Origin of the sequence: Pseudoalteromonas sp. SG44-1 (genome assembly GCF_014164315.1) — a bacterium.
Classification (GTDB): domain Bacteria; phylum Pseudomonadota; class Gammaproteobacteria; order Enterobacterales; family Alteromonadaceae; genus Pseudoalteromonas; species Pseudoalteromonas rhizosphaerae.
Window position 1 is genome coordinate 62,921 of record NZ_JACJEW010000021.1, and the last position, 16,357, is coordinate 79,277.

Annotated in this window: 15 protein-coding genes; 6 read left to right on the plus strand and 9 right to left on the minus strand. The window is 39.9% G+C overall.

Going from position 1 to position 16,357, the window contains the following annotated elements; genetic code table 11:
- Positions 1–23 precede the first annotated feature (23 nt).
- A complete protein-coding gene (locus H5187_RS11560) occupies positions 24–1,400 on the plus strand; it encodes an NAD-dependent succinate-semialdehyde dehydrogenase (protein ID WP_182797891.1) in 1,377 nt (458 codons plus the stop codon).
- An 87-nt stretch (positions 1,401–1,487) separates the two neighbouring features.
- On the opposite strand, the gene H5187_RS11565 is transcribed toward H5187_RS11560, so the two are convergent.
- From H5187_RS11565 to H5187_RS11575, 3 genes are all read right to left on the minus strand, one after another.
- Complete coding sequence (locus H5187_RS11565; protein WP_182718292.1) at positions 1,488–2,576, minus strand: endonuclease/exonuclease/phosphatase family protein; 1,089 nt, start codon at positions 2,574–2,576, stop codon at positions 1,488–1,490.
- Between the two features lie 14 nt (positions 2,577–2,590).
- Positions 2,591–2,923, minus strand: coding sequence for a hypothetical protein (locus H5187_RS11570; protein WP_182761531.1), 333 nt, complete (start codon positions 2,921–2,923; stop codon positions 2,591–2,593).
- A gap of 101 nt (positions 2,924–3,024) precedes the next feature.
- Positions 3,025–3,444, minus strand: a complete 420-nt coding sequence (locus H5187_RS11575) for a hypothetical protein (RefSeq protein ID WP_145241209.1) — start codon at positions 3,442–3,444, stop codon at positions 3,025–3,027.
- Between the two features lie 400 nt (positions 3,445–3,844).
- On the opposite strand from H5187_RS11575, the gene H5187_RS11580 reads away from it, so the two are divergent.
- From H5187_RS11580 to H5187_RS11590, 3 genes are all read left to right on the plus strand, one after another.
- Entirely contained in the window at positions 3,845–5,425 is a 1,581-nt protein-coding gene (locus H5187_RS11580; protein ID WP_182797892.1) for an ATP-binding cassette domain-containing protein, read from the plus strand.
- A gap of 69 nt (positions 5,426–5,494) precedes the next feature.
- Positions 5,495–6,352, plus strand: a complete 858-nt coding sequence (rhlP, locus tag H5187_RS11585) for a rhombotarget lipoprotein (protein WP_182739794.1) — start codon at positions 5,495–5,497, stop codon at positions 6,350–6,352.
- A gap of 65 nt (positions 6,353–6,417) precedes the next feature.
- Positions 6,418–8,472 (plus strand): TonB-dependent receptor, encoded by a 2,055-nt coding sequence (locus tag H5187_RS11590; protein ID WP_182739795.1) that lies wholly within the window; start codon positions 6,418–6,420, stop codon positions 8,470–8,472.
- Between the two features lie 25 nt (positions 8,473–8,497).
- On the opposite strand, the gene H5187_RS11595 is transcribed toward H5187_RS11590, so the two are convergent.
- The 5 genes from H5187_RS11595 to H5187_RS11615 form a co-directional block, all read right to left on the minus strand.
- Complete coding sequence (locus tag H5187_RS11595) at positions 8,498–9,715, minus strand: type II toxin-antitoxin system HipA family toxin (protein ID WP_182739796.1); 1,218 nt, start codon at positions 9,713–9,715, stop codon at positions 8,498–8,500.
- 2 nt (positions 9,716–9,717) lie between these two features.
- On the minus strand, positions 9,718–9,981 hold the full coding sequence (locus H5187_RS11600; RefSeq protein WP_145241219.1) for a helix-turn-helix domain-containing protein: 264 nt from the start codon (positions 9,979–9,981) through the stop codon (positions 9,718–9,720).
- An 87-nt stretch (positions 9,982–10,068) separates the two neighbouring features.
- The gene (locus H5187_RS11605) at positions 10,069–10,698 is read right to left on the minus strand and encodes a hypothetical protein (RefSeq protein ID WP_182784152.1); all 630 of its coding nucleotides are present in this window, start codon (positions 10,696–10,698) and stop codon (positions 10,069–10,071) included.
- Positions 10,688–11,269 carry a sigma-70 family RNA polymerase sigma factor gene (locus tag H5187_RS11610; RefSeq protein WP_145241223.1) on the minus strand — a complete coding sequence of 194 codons (582 nt, stop codon included), beginning with the start codon at positions 11,267–11,269 and terminating at the stop codon, positions 10,688–10,690. The genes H5187_RS11605 and H5187_RS11610 overlap by 11 nt, the downstream gene beginning before the upstream one ends.
- A gap of 180 nt (positions 11,270–11,449) precedes the next feature.
- Positions 11,450–13,192, minus strand: a complete 1,743-nt coding sequence (locus tag H5187_RS11615) for a VWA domain-containing protein (protein ID WP_182784150.1) — start codon at positions 13,190–13,192, stop codon at positions 11,450–11,452.
- Between the two features lie 157 nt (positions 13,193–13,349).
- Between H5187_RS11615 and H5187_RS11620 the strand changes: the two genes are divergently transcribed.
- Complete coding sequence (locus H5187_RS11620) at positions 13,350–14,564, plus strand: MFS transporter (protein ID WP_182739805.1); 1,215 nt, start codon at positions 13,350–13,352, stop codon at positions 14,562–14,564.
- Positions 14,565–14,572: 8 nt separating this feature from the next.
- Here the strand turns inward: H5187_RS11620 and H5187_RS11625 are convergent, their stop codons facing one another.
- Positions 14,573–15,466 carry an AraC family transcriptional regulator gene (locus tag H5187_RS11625; RefSeq protein ID WP_145241227.1) on the minus strand — a complete coding sequence of 298 codons (894 nt, stop codon included), beginning with the start codon at positions 15,464–15,466 and terminating at the stop codon, positions 14,573–14,575.
- A 310-nt stretch (positions 15,467–15,776) separates the two neighbouring features.
- Here H5187_RS11625 and H5187_RS11630 point away from each other — a divergent pair, with 310 nt between their 5' ends.
- Positions 15,777–16,274, plus strand: a complete 498-nt coding sequence (locus H5187_RS11630; protein ID WP_182797893.1) for a carboxymuconolactone decarboxylase family protein — start codon at positions 15,777–15,779, stop codon at positions 16,272–16,274.
- The last annotated feature ends 83 nt before the right edge of the window (positions 16,275–16,357 follow it).

Sequence of the window (16,357 nt, forward strand, 5' to 3'; positions counted from 1 at the left end):
ATATTATTTGTAAGGAGATGAAAATGACTAACACAGTAACGACAATTAATCCTGCCACTGAACAAACTATTGCAGACTATACATTGCTTAACCTAGAGCAAGCAAAAAATGAGATAGATAAAAGTCATGAGGCTTTCTTAGAGTGGCGCCATATTTCATTGACCGATCGTGCTAAGTATTTAAACAAACTTGCACATGTATTCGAGCAACAAAAAGAGTCACTAGCAACATTGATGACTCAAGAAATGGGCAAATTATACAATCAAGGTCTACAAGAAGTAGAGCTTTGTGCAGCTATATGTCGTTACAGCGCCGAACATGGCCAAACGATATTAGCGGATGAAGAACGCCCTATGGAAAACGGTCGCGCTATAATTACATATCAACCGACAGGTGTGTTACTAGGCATACAACCTTGGAACTTTCCTCTCTACCAAGTAATTCGTTATGCCGTGACTAACATTATGGCTGGTAATACGGCAGTACTTAAACATGCTAGTAACGTGTTTGGTATGGCTGAAAAAATTGAAGAAATGTTCTCCGATGCAGGTTTCCCTAGTCATGTATTTAAAAATTTACTGATTGACGGTAAAACAGCCAGCGAGCTTATTAGCCATAAAGCAATCCGTGGTGTTACCTTTACTGGCAGTGATGGCACTGGTAAAAAAGTGGCTGAGCAAGCAGGTAAACACGTGAAGAAGACTGTCCTAGAGCTTGGTAGTAACGACGCTTACTTAGTACTTGATGATGCAGATTTAGAGCTGGCAATTAAAACCTGCCTGCAAGGACGGATGATCAATAATGGTCAGACTTGTGTATCTGCAAAACGTTTTGTGGTTGTTGAAGCCTTATACGATGAGTTTAAAAAAGGCATAACAGAGCAATTTAACGCCTTAATAGTTGGCGATCCTATGGATGAAAACACCGATCTTGGCCCAATGGCACGCGAGGATTTAAGAGACAAAATTCATAAACAAGTAATGCAATCAGTTGAGGCTGGTGCGTCTATTGTGACTGGTGGCGAAATACCTAAGCAAACGGGTTATTTCTATCCAGCCACATTACTTGAGAATCTCTCTCCCGGCATGCAGGCCTATGACGATGAATTATTTGGCCCGGTCGCTTCACTAATCAAAGCCAAAGATAACGAAGATGCGATGCGCATTGCCAACGACTCTCGCTATGGTCTAGGTGGCGGCATACTTTGTAAAGATGAAAAGAAAGCCATTGAGCTTGCTAAAAAGCATTTTGATACCGGTATGGTTAACATAAATGGTTATGGGCTGGCCCAGCCAAACTTACCATTTGGTGGTGTTAAAGACAGTGGTTATGGTCGTGAGCACGGCGGTTTTGGTATGAGAGAGTTTGTTAATATTAAAGCGATTATGATTAATAGCTAACTACTCCTAATAAAAAATACTCTAAAGGGCCTTAATTGGCCCTTTTTTTATGACTAAATAAGTTAAGTGTACAATAACTGTTATTCGCTATATTTTACTTACTTCATCATTAAAGGTAGGCACTTCTCGGCTAGAAGTATTCTCCATTTGCAATTCATTAACCGCCTTTTGAATGTCCATGTCGTCATCTAGTTGCTGGTTACTATTACCAGGTTTGTGCACTAACTCAGTTAAAAGAGCAAAATGGTCCGAGCCATATTTTTCTAGCCGTTTTATACGTTTAACAGTAAAGCCATGGCTATGGAATAAGTGGTCAAGCGGCCAGCGCATAAAGAAATACCCAGCATGAAAGGTATTAAAAAAACCTCGGCCTTTGCGTGGATCTAAAAAGTCACTGATTTCCATAAATAAACGGGTACTTCTTGACCAAGCAACGTCATTTAAATCGCCGGCAACAATTGTTGGACGTTTGTTGTTCTTTAAAGCCTTAGCAAGCAAAATAAGTTCGGTATCTCGTGGCCTAGAGGTATCTTCTTCAGTAGGACTTGGAGGAGCAGGATGAATAAAATGACCTTGTACTTCAAGACCTTCTGCAGTCTCAAATAGAACGTGAATTGAGGGAATATCGTTTTCTACAAGCTCACATACTTGTTGTTTTTTTATCTTATATTTACTGTATAAATGCATGCCGTAGCGATTATCTTTCGGGCAAAATATTTTGTATGGATAATCTTCTTCAATGGCTGCAAGTTGCTGTTGCCATTTAGTATCTGACTCAAGCGTAATAAGTAAATCTGGCTGGTGTTCATGGACTAAATCTATTAAGTCTTGGTAGCGAGTGTTCGACATCAACACATTAGCCGACATAATACGAATACTATGCCCACTGCCTGCGGGACTTTGCGCCACTTCTTTTTTAGCAAGCCAAGTATAAGGATATATCCATTTACCTTGAATAAGCAAAATTACAGTTGCCATGATTAGCGACGATACAACCAAAGGCGATAGTCCACTTAATGCAAAATAAACACCTAAAAGCAACCCAGCCAATGCAAGATAAAAAACCTGTAAACGAACAAAGTCGCAACTACGAATTAAATAATGCTGGCTGAAAGACATAGGTAAAAGTGTCACAACTAATAACACACTTAATATACTTACCAGCACAATTAGCATTCAATAACCCTTTATTAATAACGACTTAAAATTGACAAAATTTCGCGAGTATCATGCACCATATGAATGATGGTATCGTCTATTTCAATCGTAATACGACCATCACGGTCTATCGGTTTTACTACTCGACCATGGCGATAGATATCGTAATCTAATCTGTCACCTTTGTTGTACTTTTTTTGCCAACCAGGAGGCAATTGACCACCATTATCAACTTTTTTTTGTAATCCTGGCGGTAAACTCCCTTTACCTTTATTTTTGTCTTTGTCATGGTTATCATTTTTTGCAAAAGCTGCGCCGCTGCAAAGTACTAAGCCAAGCAAAGCAGTAGATAGAAGTGCTTTCATATTTTACTCCCTATTTAGTTCATTTAAAGAATAGCAATAATTCATGAACTCGTTATGAAGTAAATTAAATAACCGACATCAAGTTGTGACTTGGTAAAAATTTAGTGACGAGTAACAATAGAGAGAATCTCTCGAGTGTCATGCACTAAATGAATTAGCTGATCATCAACTTCCAGTAAAATTATCCCCTTTCGGTCATGACGCTCAACAACTCGACCACGGCGGTAAATATCTCTATCAAGGCGATCGCCACGATGATATTTTTTATACCAACCCGGCGGTAAGCCATGCCCGTAGCCTACTTTCTTGTATAAACCCGGCGGCAACTTTTTATAATCTGCTGACTTATGGTGTTTTTTATAATATTTTTTATGGTACTTTTTACTGTGCTTTTTATGCTCATGATGATGCTCATGGCGATGTTCATAACGATCATGTTCGCGCTCGTGCTTAGCATTTGCTGCAAACGGTAATAGGCTCAAACCAAGTACAGCCAAAGACAGGGGGATTAATTTATTCATAGCTACTTCCTAGCATAATCTGTGTGAATAACTAAAGCCTAACAAGTCAGCCTGAATGAAAGATGAAATGAATTGTAAACTTTGTAAAGATAGTGAGTGCTTACAGTTATGTGTTTTAACAAACAATTAGTTAGCTATATTAAAGAAAATAAAATGCTGTAAAACAATAAATAATAAAAACTGGCTGACAGCTCACAACATATTCGTATATTATTAACTCACTGACCTTACTGGAGTTTGCGCATTAATGAATAACTAACACCTGTTGAAATTCGTTTTATTTTTTGAATTTACAGGGTTAGTGGGCGCAAAATTCGTCATATATCTTGCTATCGACTTAACGATACCTAGTTAATTTTAATTGCTTTGCGCGCCATGCCCTGAACACTCCAGAGGCATTATGCATACATTACACATCCACAATTTAAGCTATCAACACCCAGATGGCCAAACTCAATTTAAACAACTTAGTTTTTCAATAAATGAAAAGCTCACCGCGATCATTGGTGCTAATGGCAGCGGTAAATCAATATTGTTGAGTATATTGGCAAACCAACAACAACCTAGTTCGGGACATGTTGAATTTAGTGGTACTCGCGTGCTTATTTCACAGCAACAATTAAGTGAGCAGCACCTTCAAACATCGTCATCCACGATTGCACAACTATTAGGAGTTGATAAAAAGTTAGCCGCCCTTAATCGTATTGAACAAGGAAGCTGCCATGAGGCTGACTTTAACCTAATCGATGATGATTGGTTATGCGAGCAATATTACAAACAACAACTTTTAGCCCTTGCTATTGATACCTCATTAAACCAGCCAATTAAGCATTTAAGCGGCGGTCAACAGCGGCGTTTGATGCTATTTTGCGCGTTGCAAACAAAGCCTGATTTACTGATTTTAGATGAGCCAAGTAACCATTTAGACCAATCAGCAAAGCAATGGCTAATTGACCAATTACATGCGTTTAAAGGGCAAGTAATTGTAGTAAGTCATGACCGCCAATTACTTAATCAATGCGATGCTATTATTGAGCTTAGCAGTCAAGGTGTTCATTATGAAACGGGGAATTATGAGCATTTCAATGAGCAAAAAACACGACAACAAACTTCGCTTACAAAGCAAATTAATAATCTTGACAAGGAGCGACAAAAACACCTTCAGCAAACCCAGCTTAATCGTGAAAAAGCCCAACAAAGAGCAGCACAAGGTAATAAAAAACGTAACACCACCAGCCAACCAAAAGTGATGTTAGACTTTAAGAAAAACAGTGCCCAAGCAAGTAAAGGCGCTTCTGAACGGCTAGCCTCTGTCAAACGCGAAGCCCTAACCGAAAAACGCCAAACACTTCAACAGCAGTTACCAAATAGTAAAGCTAAAACAGTAAAGTTTACGCAACCGACTAGCAATAAACGCCTACTATTTATTGAAAAACTTACTTTGCCATTTTCAAGCGCTAATAAAGCAATCACCCTGCAAATTTTTAGTGGTGATAAGTTACACCTAAAAGGATCCAATGGCAGCGGTAAGTCAACATTACTCCGGATGATTAATGACTCGGCAAATTCACCAGTATCAACAGCGCTTCAATTAAATAGTAAAGTGCTTTATATAGATCAACACAGCTCTTTTTTAGGAGCAACAGACACTTTATGCAATGCATTAGAAAAACACTGTCAGCTAAAACAACAAACAGTACGCCATTTGCTTGCGAATATTGGCTTTAAGGAAGAGAATATTTATCGGCCAATTAGCCAATTAAGCGGCGGCGAGAAAATGCAATTAGCCATGCTTATAGCGGCGCAAAATGCGCAGCACTCTTTATTGTTACTCGATGAACCCGATAACCACTTGGACTTGGCTAACAAGCAACATCTTGCGCAAAATCTGGCTGATTTTACTGGCAGCTTTATATTGGTGAGCCACGATGAGGAGTTTATTAAGCAATCTAATGTACTAACTAACATTATCTTAAAATAGCACAGCGAGAACTTTTTCATCGTTTCAGGTTCAAACTCATCGGATCACTTAATTATAAAAAGGAATAATATGAAAACTCTACAATTGGTTTTGGTGATTGTAATTACTTCGTTAGCTGGCTGCAGTAGTATGCTCAGCCAAAATACGAATCAAAAAACTCGCTCAAGTAGTCTCGTGGATTTTCTATACCCTGATGAACAAAGCCGTCAGGCTCATCAACCAAGCATACCAACGCTTAACTTACCCGCAACTGTAGGTATCGCATTTATTCCTAACCAATATGACTCTGGCATTCGCAGTAACGACGAAATTGCCTTGCTTGAGAAAGTAAAAAAACAGTTTATGCAATATGACTACATTGACCGTATTGAAGTTATTCCTAGTAGTTATTTAAAAGGAGGTCAAGGATTTACCACTCTTGAGCAAGTATCTAGATTATATGACGTTGATATTATTGCGCTGGTATCATATGACCAAGTATCACAAACTCTCGAAAATAATGCTGCATTCTTATATTTAACAATTGTGGGGTTATACGTTATTCCTGGCAACGAAAACACCGTACAAACTTTTGTTGATACAGCTGTTTTCGATGTGAAAAGTAGAAAAATGCTGTTTCGAGCTCCGGGAATTAACAAAGTAGAGCAACGCAGTACAGCCGTCGGTATTGATGAAACCTTAAACGAGCAGTCGCAAGGCAGCTTTAGCTTAGCTGTTGATGACATGATCACAAACTTAGATGCTGAACTTGGGTCATTTAAAACCCGTGTCAAAGAAGACAAAATAGCCAATGTTAATCATAAAGACGGCAGCAGTGGTGGCAGTTTATATTTCTTATTAATGTTACTAACTGCTATGTTAATTTTAAAACAACACGAGCAAATAACTAAACAGCTCTACATTAAACTAACAAGCGTTTATCGCTAAAGCTTTAGAATTCCTAAAAAAGGTTATATCCTGCCCTTTTGAAATATCTTAGATAAAGGGCTTTCATGCTTTCTCGATTATTACCTCTGGCGCTGATCACACCTACAGCCTTTAATTCTTTCGCCGCGCAAAACGACATTGAACGCATTACCACTACAGCATCTCGTGCTGAGGTACGCGCCGATCCTCTACCTTTAGTAATAAGCAGTATCACTAAAGCGCAGTTAGATTTAATCGCACCGACCCATATCGAGCAAGTATTAAAGCAAGTTGCAGGTGCCAATGTACAACATGGTAACGGTCAAGAATATTTGCCCGCACTGCGCTCTCCGGTGCTTTCTGGCGCTGGCGCCTGTGGCGGTATTTTAACAGCCGAAGATGGCATCCCCCTGCGTGCGGCAGGCTTTTGCAATATTAACGAATTGTTTGAAGCGCACACCGAAATGGCGCAACGTATTGAAGTTTTAAAAGGCCCAGGCTCTGCCCTTTACGGCTCAAATGCTGTGCATGGCGTAATTAATGTGATCACCCCTGATACCACTTATGATGAACATTTGCTCGGCGTTGATTTAGGCTCTTACGGTTACAACCGGTTCAAACTGCGCAGCGGAAAAGATTTAGGCAATCAAGGATTTGGTATTAATGCCAGTATCACTCGCGATACCGGATACCGTGATGACGAAAGCGTAGACCAAGAAAAGCTCAATCTGCGCCATCGCTATACAAGTGATGATCTATCCGTCACTACAGGATTGAGCTATACCCACTTAGATCAAAAAACTGCCGGATTTATTGAAGGCTTTGAAAGCTATAAAAACGATGAAATAGCCCAGCAAAACTTTGATCCTGATGCATTTAGAAAAGCCCGCTCATTTCGGCTTTGGTCAAAAACACAATGGCAAACAGCAAAAGATACGCTAACCATTACCCCGTATGTGCGCAATCAAAGTATGACCTTCTTTAAGCATTTTTTACCGGGCACACCGCTTGAAGAAAACAGCCAAAATGGCGTTGGCGTGCAATCACTTTGGCAGCATGCGTATTCAAACGAATTAACTGTTAATTTAGGGCTAGACAGCGAATACACCCGTGCAGATTTTTTGCAATATCAAGACGAGCCAACTCAAGGTTCAGCATTTTTAGTAGCAACTGTGCCACAAGGTAAGCATTACGATTACGATGTAACCAGCACCCTACTCGCCCCTTTTATTAGCCTTGATTGGCAATGGCAGCAACTCGCTATCAGTTTAGGCGCACGCTTTGAGCAGCTTGATTACGACTACACCAATAATATGCTGGCTGGTCGCACTGACGAGAATGGCAGCGAATGTGGATTTGGCGGTTGTCGTTACTCGCGCCCGCCAAGTAGTAAGAATACCTTTACAAATACATCGCCTAAACTTGGCTTGAGTTATCAATTAAGTGCTGATAATTATTTATATGCAAACCTATCTCGCGGTTACCGTGCGCCGCAAGCGGCTGAACTTTATCAGCTACAGCGCGAACAACAAGTGGCTGATCTCGAATCTGAAACAGCAGACAATCTAGAAGTGGGCCTCAAAGGGCAATATCAACAACTGCATTATGTATTCTCAGCGTATGCGATGAATAAACAAAACGTGATTTTTCGCGACAGCGACTTTTTTACCATTAATGATGGGCAAACTCAGCACCGTGGTATTGAACTGGAGCTGGATTATCAACTTACTCAGTCGATTCAACTTGCCCTAGCAGCAAGCCATGCAATACACACATACGACTATGACCAAGTTTTATCTGAAGTAAACATTAACGGTAACGACATAGACACAGCACCGCGTAATATCGCCAACCTACAAGCTAACTGGCAAGTCACCAATAACACCTTAATTGCTATTGAGTGGCATCATGTCAGTGACTATTTCACCGATCCTGAAAACCAACACAGTTACGCAGGCCATGACTTACTAAATTTACGCGCAGCATGGCAACTGACTGAACAATTGAAACTAACCGCGCGCATTAACAATCTATTTGATACCGCCTATGCAGAGCGTGCCGATTACACCAGCTTTACTGGCGACCGTTATTTTCCTGGGCGACCACGTAATATAATGTTCTCAGCAAGTTACGCTTGGTAAATATTGAATTAAGTGATTTCTGCTATTACTCAAACTTTTTCTTTTTATCATGTCGATATGATTTTGAATTGTAAGTTGCAGTCATCACTTTATCAACTCCAGCTAAAATCGACTCTTTTAAACCACTTAAGAGCAAGACTTCTTGTGACCTTGAAACATACTCTATAACCCCTTGAGCTAACGATTCAACAATCTCTTGCGCATTCCTAATTACGATATGACCTTGATTAGCCAGCTTAATTAAGTGATCACAGTCTGGAAACTCTTTGCTCTTACAAATATTAAGTGCCATTTTATTATTGATGGTTGGATAAATTAATGTATGAGTAATATCAAAAGGTGGAGAAACAAAAATATTGCTCATATCTGGCGTGTACTGCAGCGCAAAATTTTTAAGATGGGCGTCACCGTTACCAATTAAACAACTGAAAACGATGTACTTATACATTTTTTCAACTTCGAGCATATTATTCGTGTACAAATAGGTTGCTTTCAGTAGGGTTTCGTAACTTCCCCGATATTTTTCATCGGGATCTGAAGAGCGCTTCATCAAAGTTGTAAAGTCTTCATAACCTAGCAACTGAGTGCCACTTTCACCACGATCAAAGCGTTCAATCACAAATGTTTCAAGGTTATCAGATAAATACGTATTTGGCGGTGCTAGACCGCAATATTTAGCTGCTTGCATGCACACATATTCATTAACAGTAAGCAGCTCAAACTCTTCATCAAATGATTTTACGATCAGATCTTTTTGATGAACTGTTCGCTCAACACTTGGAATACTTACTTTGGGTTGCATTCCTGACAAGGTATTCCTGAGATAGTATTTTTCTAATAACTGCGGAAATAAAGGCTGTGCATGCGAATACGTAAGAATATCGTTAAGTGACACGCTATCAACTTGCGGTAATTTAAAGTCACCTTGGTAAGATAACATGCCAATACCATCACTTCCTTGCAAAGCTAATAAGTACATGTCGTTAACTTTGGCGTAACGAGCAAGCCTTTGTGCAATGTATCTACGGTTATGCCCTTCAGGCAAATTTTGCGCAAAAATAGGATGCAATGCACCAGATCGATAACTATCATCCATGCCTTTTTCAGTCATAGTTAATGATAGATTAAACTCATTTTGCGTTTGCTTATAATCGTGTATTGCATCATGAGTTAGCACACCCAGCTCTTTGTCATCTATACACACTGTCAACTTTTGTACTTTTTCAGGTAGGTTAAAAGCCATCACTAGCTATCCTCACTAAAAAGATCGTTTAATTCATCCCAACGAGGTAACCGTGATTTAGACAAAGTTCTTGGTACTACAGCTAGCTCATAATCTAAATAATGAGTATAACGCTCAAGGATATCCAATGATCCTGTAAATTTACCGTTTTCAATTTCAGATAGTGTGCTTTTATTAATGTTCGTCAATTTTTGCACTTCTCGTTGTGTTAGTTGTTTTTCTTTTCGCGCCTGAGCAAGCGCTTTTCCTATTTCTATTCTATTCATCGCAGCCACCAGAAACTCGCCATATAGCGAACATGGTAGTATAAAACAAAAAATATAGCTATATAGCGAACATAACTAGATTACCTTTTACTGTAATAGCTGTTTATACTGCTCAGTTAAGTGCACCTTGAGTTCTGGGTGCGCTACTAATAACTCAGCAAGCTGAGCTTTAGCGGCGGTTGTTTCACCATCAGCAATAAGTGTATCTATACGTTTAAATTTATTTGCTACCTCTGCGGTGATAATTTCAAGCTCTAATAATACTTCGCTTTTAGCGGTCATGCTTTGCGACTCAAATTGCCGTCCTGCCATGTAAGATTGTGTACTGCGTTGAAGCCTTTGAGTTTGCTTTAATTGCTCTAGCTGCTTTTGTTCTAGCACTTCGCTTTGCATCATTTCAGACAAGGCTGCAGGTGCTAAAGCAGTCTGTTCATCGGCTAAAATTTGTAGATCATTCATTGCCTCTGACGGCTTAAGATACTGAGTAGTATTTTGCATATATAAAACCGCGACTAACACCAGTGATGCCGCAGTAGATAATTGCCCATACCAAGTTTGGTAAAAGCGTTTGCGCTTATTAATATTGGTTACTTTGTTAGCATTAGCGGCTTCAGCTGCATGTTGTAATATTTGCTCATCAAGTTGTAAGCTTGGTTGCTCCGTTGCACCTCGTTTATAAAGTGAAGCAATATCATGATCGGTTAACTTATCGCTCATTGTTAGTCTCCATTTTATACTTGATACATTGCTTTAGCTTGGCTAGCGCGTAACGGATGCGGCTTTTGATATTTTCAGTTGTTTCTACCGCTAGTTCGGCAATTTCTTTGAGGGTAAAATCAGCTTCGTGTTTAAGTAAAAACGCCTCTTTTTGCTCACGTGGCAATTGTGCTAGGCACACTTTTAACTGCGCTGCTTGCTGAGCCTGCTCGAGCTTTTCAGCATCTGGTCGACTGTTATGATCAGCAAATTCGGCAATTTCAATGTCTTGATTATCACCGTCTAGCCATTTGTTTTGCGTACCAGTGCGGCGGTAATGATCAATCAATTCATTGTGCGCAATACGATACAACCAAGTGGTAAACTTAGCGCTCACTTGATACTGTGAGCGCGCTTTTATCAGCTTATTCCAGACTTCTTGATAAAGCTCTTCAGCCACTTGCGGGTTTGCGCACTGGCGTAAAAAATAACGATATAAGCTATTTTTATGGCGTAGGTACAGCTGGGTAAAAGCCTGTACATCACCTTGTCCATAACTCAACATTAATTGCTCATCAGCTAGTTCTGTCATAACATCCTTTACTTAAATCATACCAATCGTGTTAAGTTATTAGTCATTTATAGCGACATATAAATAGAGTGATAACAAGGCATAAACTTTGACATATAGTTGTTCTATTTGAGAAATTTATAACACAGTTAGCGCTTTATTTAGCGCGCTAGAATGACTAAATATTTAAGTTGATTGGTATCACAGTGCCGCAGCATTATTAACGAGTTGCACAAACTCACTACGATAGCCAAATGTGTCTATGCCTTTGTTAGCGGTTGCCAATTTAGCGCAATCTTCATACTGCCAGTCTCCGATATATTTTGCACCTTTTAATAACTGCGCAAAACCAGCCACTGCGGCGGCAAATTTAAAGTCTTGGCTGGCTTGCGATAAAGGCAGTTCACCTTTAGGTGTTGCAACAGCTTGAGTGATCAACTTACTTTGCTCAGCGTCAGGCTGTTTATAACGCACTTTTACAAAGGCGAGTTCATTGCTGGTAGCCAGTTTTTTGTCTTCTTTAGATTGGTAACGCAGCTCATAAATTTGTTTATGAGCTGCGTTGGCTAAGGTTATTTCATACAGCGCAGTCACGCTATGCCCTGCCCCTAACTCTGCGGCATCGACCTTATCGTTATTAAAATCTTCATTAGCGAGTACGCGATTTTGATAACCAATTAAACGATATTCAGCCACCTGCTGTGGATTGAATTCCACTTGAATTTTTACGTCTTTGGCAATAATTTGCATGGTACTGCTGAGTTCATCGACCAGTACTTTGCGTGCTTCGTTTATGTTATCTATGTAAGCATGCTGGCCGTTACCTATATTTGCCAGTTGCTCCATTAGGCCATCATTATAATTACCTTGGCCAAATCCCAAAGTAGTTAAGGCAATCCCCGTCTTGCGCTTAGATGCCACCAGCTCTTTGAGTTTATCGATTGATTGGGTGCCCACATTAAAGTCGCCATCAGTGGCTAAAATCACCCGATTAATACCTCCTTTTTTAAAATTTTCGGCCGCAATTTGATAAGCCAGTTCAATACCTTGCTCGCCATTAGTTGAGCCGCCTGCTGCCAGTTTATCTAACGCGGCGCTGATAGTTTGTTGCTCATTGCCTTTCGTTGCTGGCAAAACCATGCCTGCGGCACCGGCATACACGACAATTGCAACTGAATCATTTTCATCTAACTGTTTAGTTAACATGGTTAAACTGGTTTTTAATAAGGGTAACTTATTTGGTGCATTCATAGAGCCAGATACATCCAGTAAAAACACTAAATTCGCCGCTTTTAAATCGGCTTTTTCAATCTCAAAACCTTTAATGCCAATTTTTAATAGTTGCCGATGCTCATTCCAAGGAGCTGTTGCCATCTCGGTATGAACATTAAAAGGTGTAGCTATGCTATTGGGTGCACTGTAACCGTAGTCAAAATAATTAATAAAAGCTTCTTCACGTACTGCGTCATTAGGTGGTAATTTCCCCATATTGAGCATACGCCGAGTATTGCTGTAACTGCCCGTATCAACATCAATTGAAAAGGTTGAAACCGGTTCAGTACCAACTTGTTTTACTGGGTTTTGCTGGGATTTTAAATAATTTTCACGATCTTGCTCTGACTCAAATGCCATGTCATCAATAGGGGCTGGCGGCATTAGCTGTAGCTGTAATCCTGGGCGATGCATAGCAACACTTTCATGTACCATTCCTTGCGGCATTGCTGCAAAACTTATGGCATTTTTACTCTGCCTTTTTTGCACTTGTAACTCTAATTGCTGTTCATCGTTTTGTTTGCTTTGCGCCGCGTTGTTTGCTTGGCTTTGTTGTTCATCAATCTCACGTGGCGCACTTTGCTCACAGCCAGTTAAACCAACTATAACCGCAAGGCTCAGCACAGTTAAACGCAAATTAATTGATTGGGTGTTACTAATTTTGTTATTCATAAAATCACCTTGTTGTCTATCAAATGAGGTTCACTAAGGCTATTAACGGATGACTTTAAAAAGTGGGGTTAATTATTTTTTAATGAGCATCTATTCGTCCCATTTAATATCTACGTTACGAGTGCTGAGTTATAATTGCGCTCCCTCTTTCTTATTGATGATTTTAGTTTTGAACTCGACTGCCATTAAAAGAACTGCTTTTTCTTCTGCTATTTTAATTTTAGGCATTATCTTTATTGCCGCTAACTTACGCGCACCGGTTACAGGGATTGCTCCTGTGCTTGAGCAAATAATTTTGACCTTTAACTTAAGCCCTTCGCAAGCCGGTATGCTCACAACACTGCCGTTAATTGCCTTTGCTTTAGCCAGCCCGATGGCGGCAAGTCTTGCTAAAAAACAAGGCTTAGAAATATCACTGTTTATTGCGCTTATTCTGATTGGTTTGGGCTTGGCTTCGCGGCTAATTGACTCTATGCCAATGCTTTACTTAGGTACAGCAGTCATTGGCATCGGTATCGCAATTGGTAACGTACTGTTACCGAGCTTAATTAAACGCGACTTCCCGCATAAAGTGGCAGTGATGACCTCTACTTACGTACTAGCGATGGGAATTTTTGGTGGTAGTTATGCCGCGCTTATTATTCCGCTGGCTGAATATAAAAGTATCGGCTGGCAATTAGCCCTTGCTTGTTATGGCTTACTTACCCTAGTGAGTATTGTTATTTGGCTACCACAGTTAAAACTTCATACTAAGCCAACAAAAGATCTACTGGCGAGTGTCAACACCAACAAAGTATGGCACGAGGCGCTTGCGTGGCAGATTACCTTACTGCTGGGATTAAATTCATTTTTTACCTATATTATGATTAGTTGGTTGCCGAGCATTTTGCTTGAAGGTGGCCATACAGCTCAGCATGCGGGTGCGCTACAAGGTGCCTTTCAAGTAGCGTCTGCAGTGCCTGGCATTATCTTAATACCACTGCTGGCAAAGCTTAAAGATCAACGTATTTTAACCAGCTTGTTAGCACTAATAGCCGCAACATGCTCACTTGGGCTGCTCTATTTACCTGAGTTTGCCTCTTTGTGGGCAGTCACCTTAGGATTTTGCTCAGGCGCCTGCTTTATTTTAGGTTTATCGTTTATTAGCTTACGTACTCATGACACCCGTCAGGCTACATCACTTTCAGGCATGGCACAGTGCTTGGGCTATTTACTTGCCGCCTCTGGGCCGATTATCGCAGGCTCATTACATAGCTACTTTGGCAATTGGACAACCACCTTATGGTTATGTGCTTTTGCGAGTGCATTGTGCGCCGTATTTGGTTATTTAGGTGGACGTAATATCACCATGAGAAGTGACAGCAATACCTAACTACATGCCTAAATAAATGCATTGCTTAAACGCAATGCATTTATATCTTTAAGAGGAGGACGACCAAAAAATCGGGTGTACTCTCGGCTAAATTGTGAGGCGCTTTCATAGCCCACTTGCAAAGCAGCCGTATTCGCATCAAGGCGCTGATTCAGCATTAATTGCCTCGCCTCTTGTAAACGTAAATTCTTGATATATTGCAAAGGGCTGAGTTTAGTCACTTCTCGAAAGTGCTGGCGAAACGTTGATTCACTCATATGCGCCTCAGCAGCTAAGTCAACTATCGAAAAATCATCTTTATAATTTTGTTTTAACCAATATAAAATTTTAGCTATTTTTTGACTAGCGGATCCTGCGGTTACTATTTGCCTTAATTGATAACTATGTGGGCTTTGTAATAACCGAAAAACAATCTCCTCTTGGATTAAAGGGGCTAGTTGCAAAAGCAGCTTAGGCTCGTTTAATAATTTAATCAGCCTATTTATAGCATCTAAAAGACCCTCATCAGCATCGACTACCGACATAGCGCATTGACGAGCTACACAATCTTGAGATGAAAAATCCATATTAGCAACTGCTTGACCTAAAACTTTACTGTCGATACATAAGTGCAACCCTAAAAAAGGGCGTTGTATAGACGCTGAAGTAATATGGCTTACAACTGGCACATCAACAGAGGCAACTAATGTTTGTCCTTCTGCATAATCATAAATATCTTCGCCCAAGGTAACACGCTTGCCACCTTGCACAGTTATGCCTAAACCAAGCCCATAAACACATGGCATAGGCTCAGACACATTGCTGCGACGTACTAATTTAAGCGCATCTATCTGAGTGTTAAAAATACCATCGTGTGTAGCAATTGCTAACACGGATTCGGTTAAGGTCTGTTTACTAGTCATCGCGTTTTAATTTGATCTCATCATACTTTAATCAAAGCTTAGCACTAAGCACACTCATAAATATTAAAAACAATCACGATCTGTTGTTTTAGGCAAAAAACACATTGGTTTTAACAAACACATTTAGCCATTATCAGTAATAATAAATATTCGCTCAGGCATATTAATGCGCTGACAGGTTATCACTATAAAAACCCAAATAATTCACTTCTCTACGCACTATTTTAAACAGCAAATTAAGCAGCCTAAGGTAAAGCTTACCTACTGCGATATTTTTGCTTTTTAACAATTTAATTTTTAAAGAGACATTATGCTTAAAGTAAATAACCACACAAAATACCCGTTTGTTGCAGCTATTGCCGCACTTGCAGCAATGGGGGAGTTATATCGTCTAAAAAACTTGTTGAACGAAGCCTTAGATAAAGGACATACCATTGATGAGCTTAATAGTGCATTTTCTTATATGGTTACCTACATTGGTGTCCCTCGGTCGTTAAATAGCCTAAACGTGCTAAAACAAATATGTTTGCAAAGACAGCCAAATCGTACAGCATTGGTTGAGCAAGAAATTGAACACCTATCCACGACTAAAATAAACAGCGCCCAAAGCAGGCTTTCTCATCACTGTTACTTGGCAATAAAGCTGGGGGCATTGGCAGTGGAAGATAATTTTCAAGCTCTGCTTCAAGCCCATTTAGTTACATGTCTTGATTCGCAATTTGAAGCAGCACACATAAATGCCGTGATCAATTCACTGGCTATTAAAGCAGGGCAAGATCACGAACTTTACCTTGACTTAAAAGTATGATCTTATACTCCTTTTTAAGGAGCCCCCATGCCTGATATTCAACTATTTAAATATTTCGAATCAATTGACGACCCTCGCCAGCA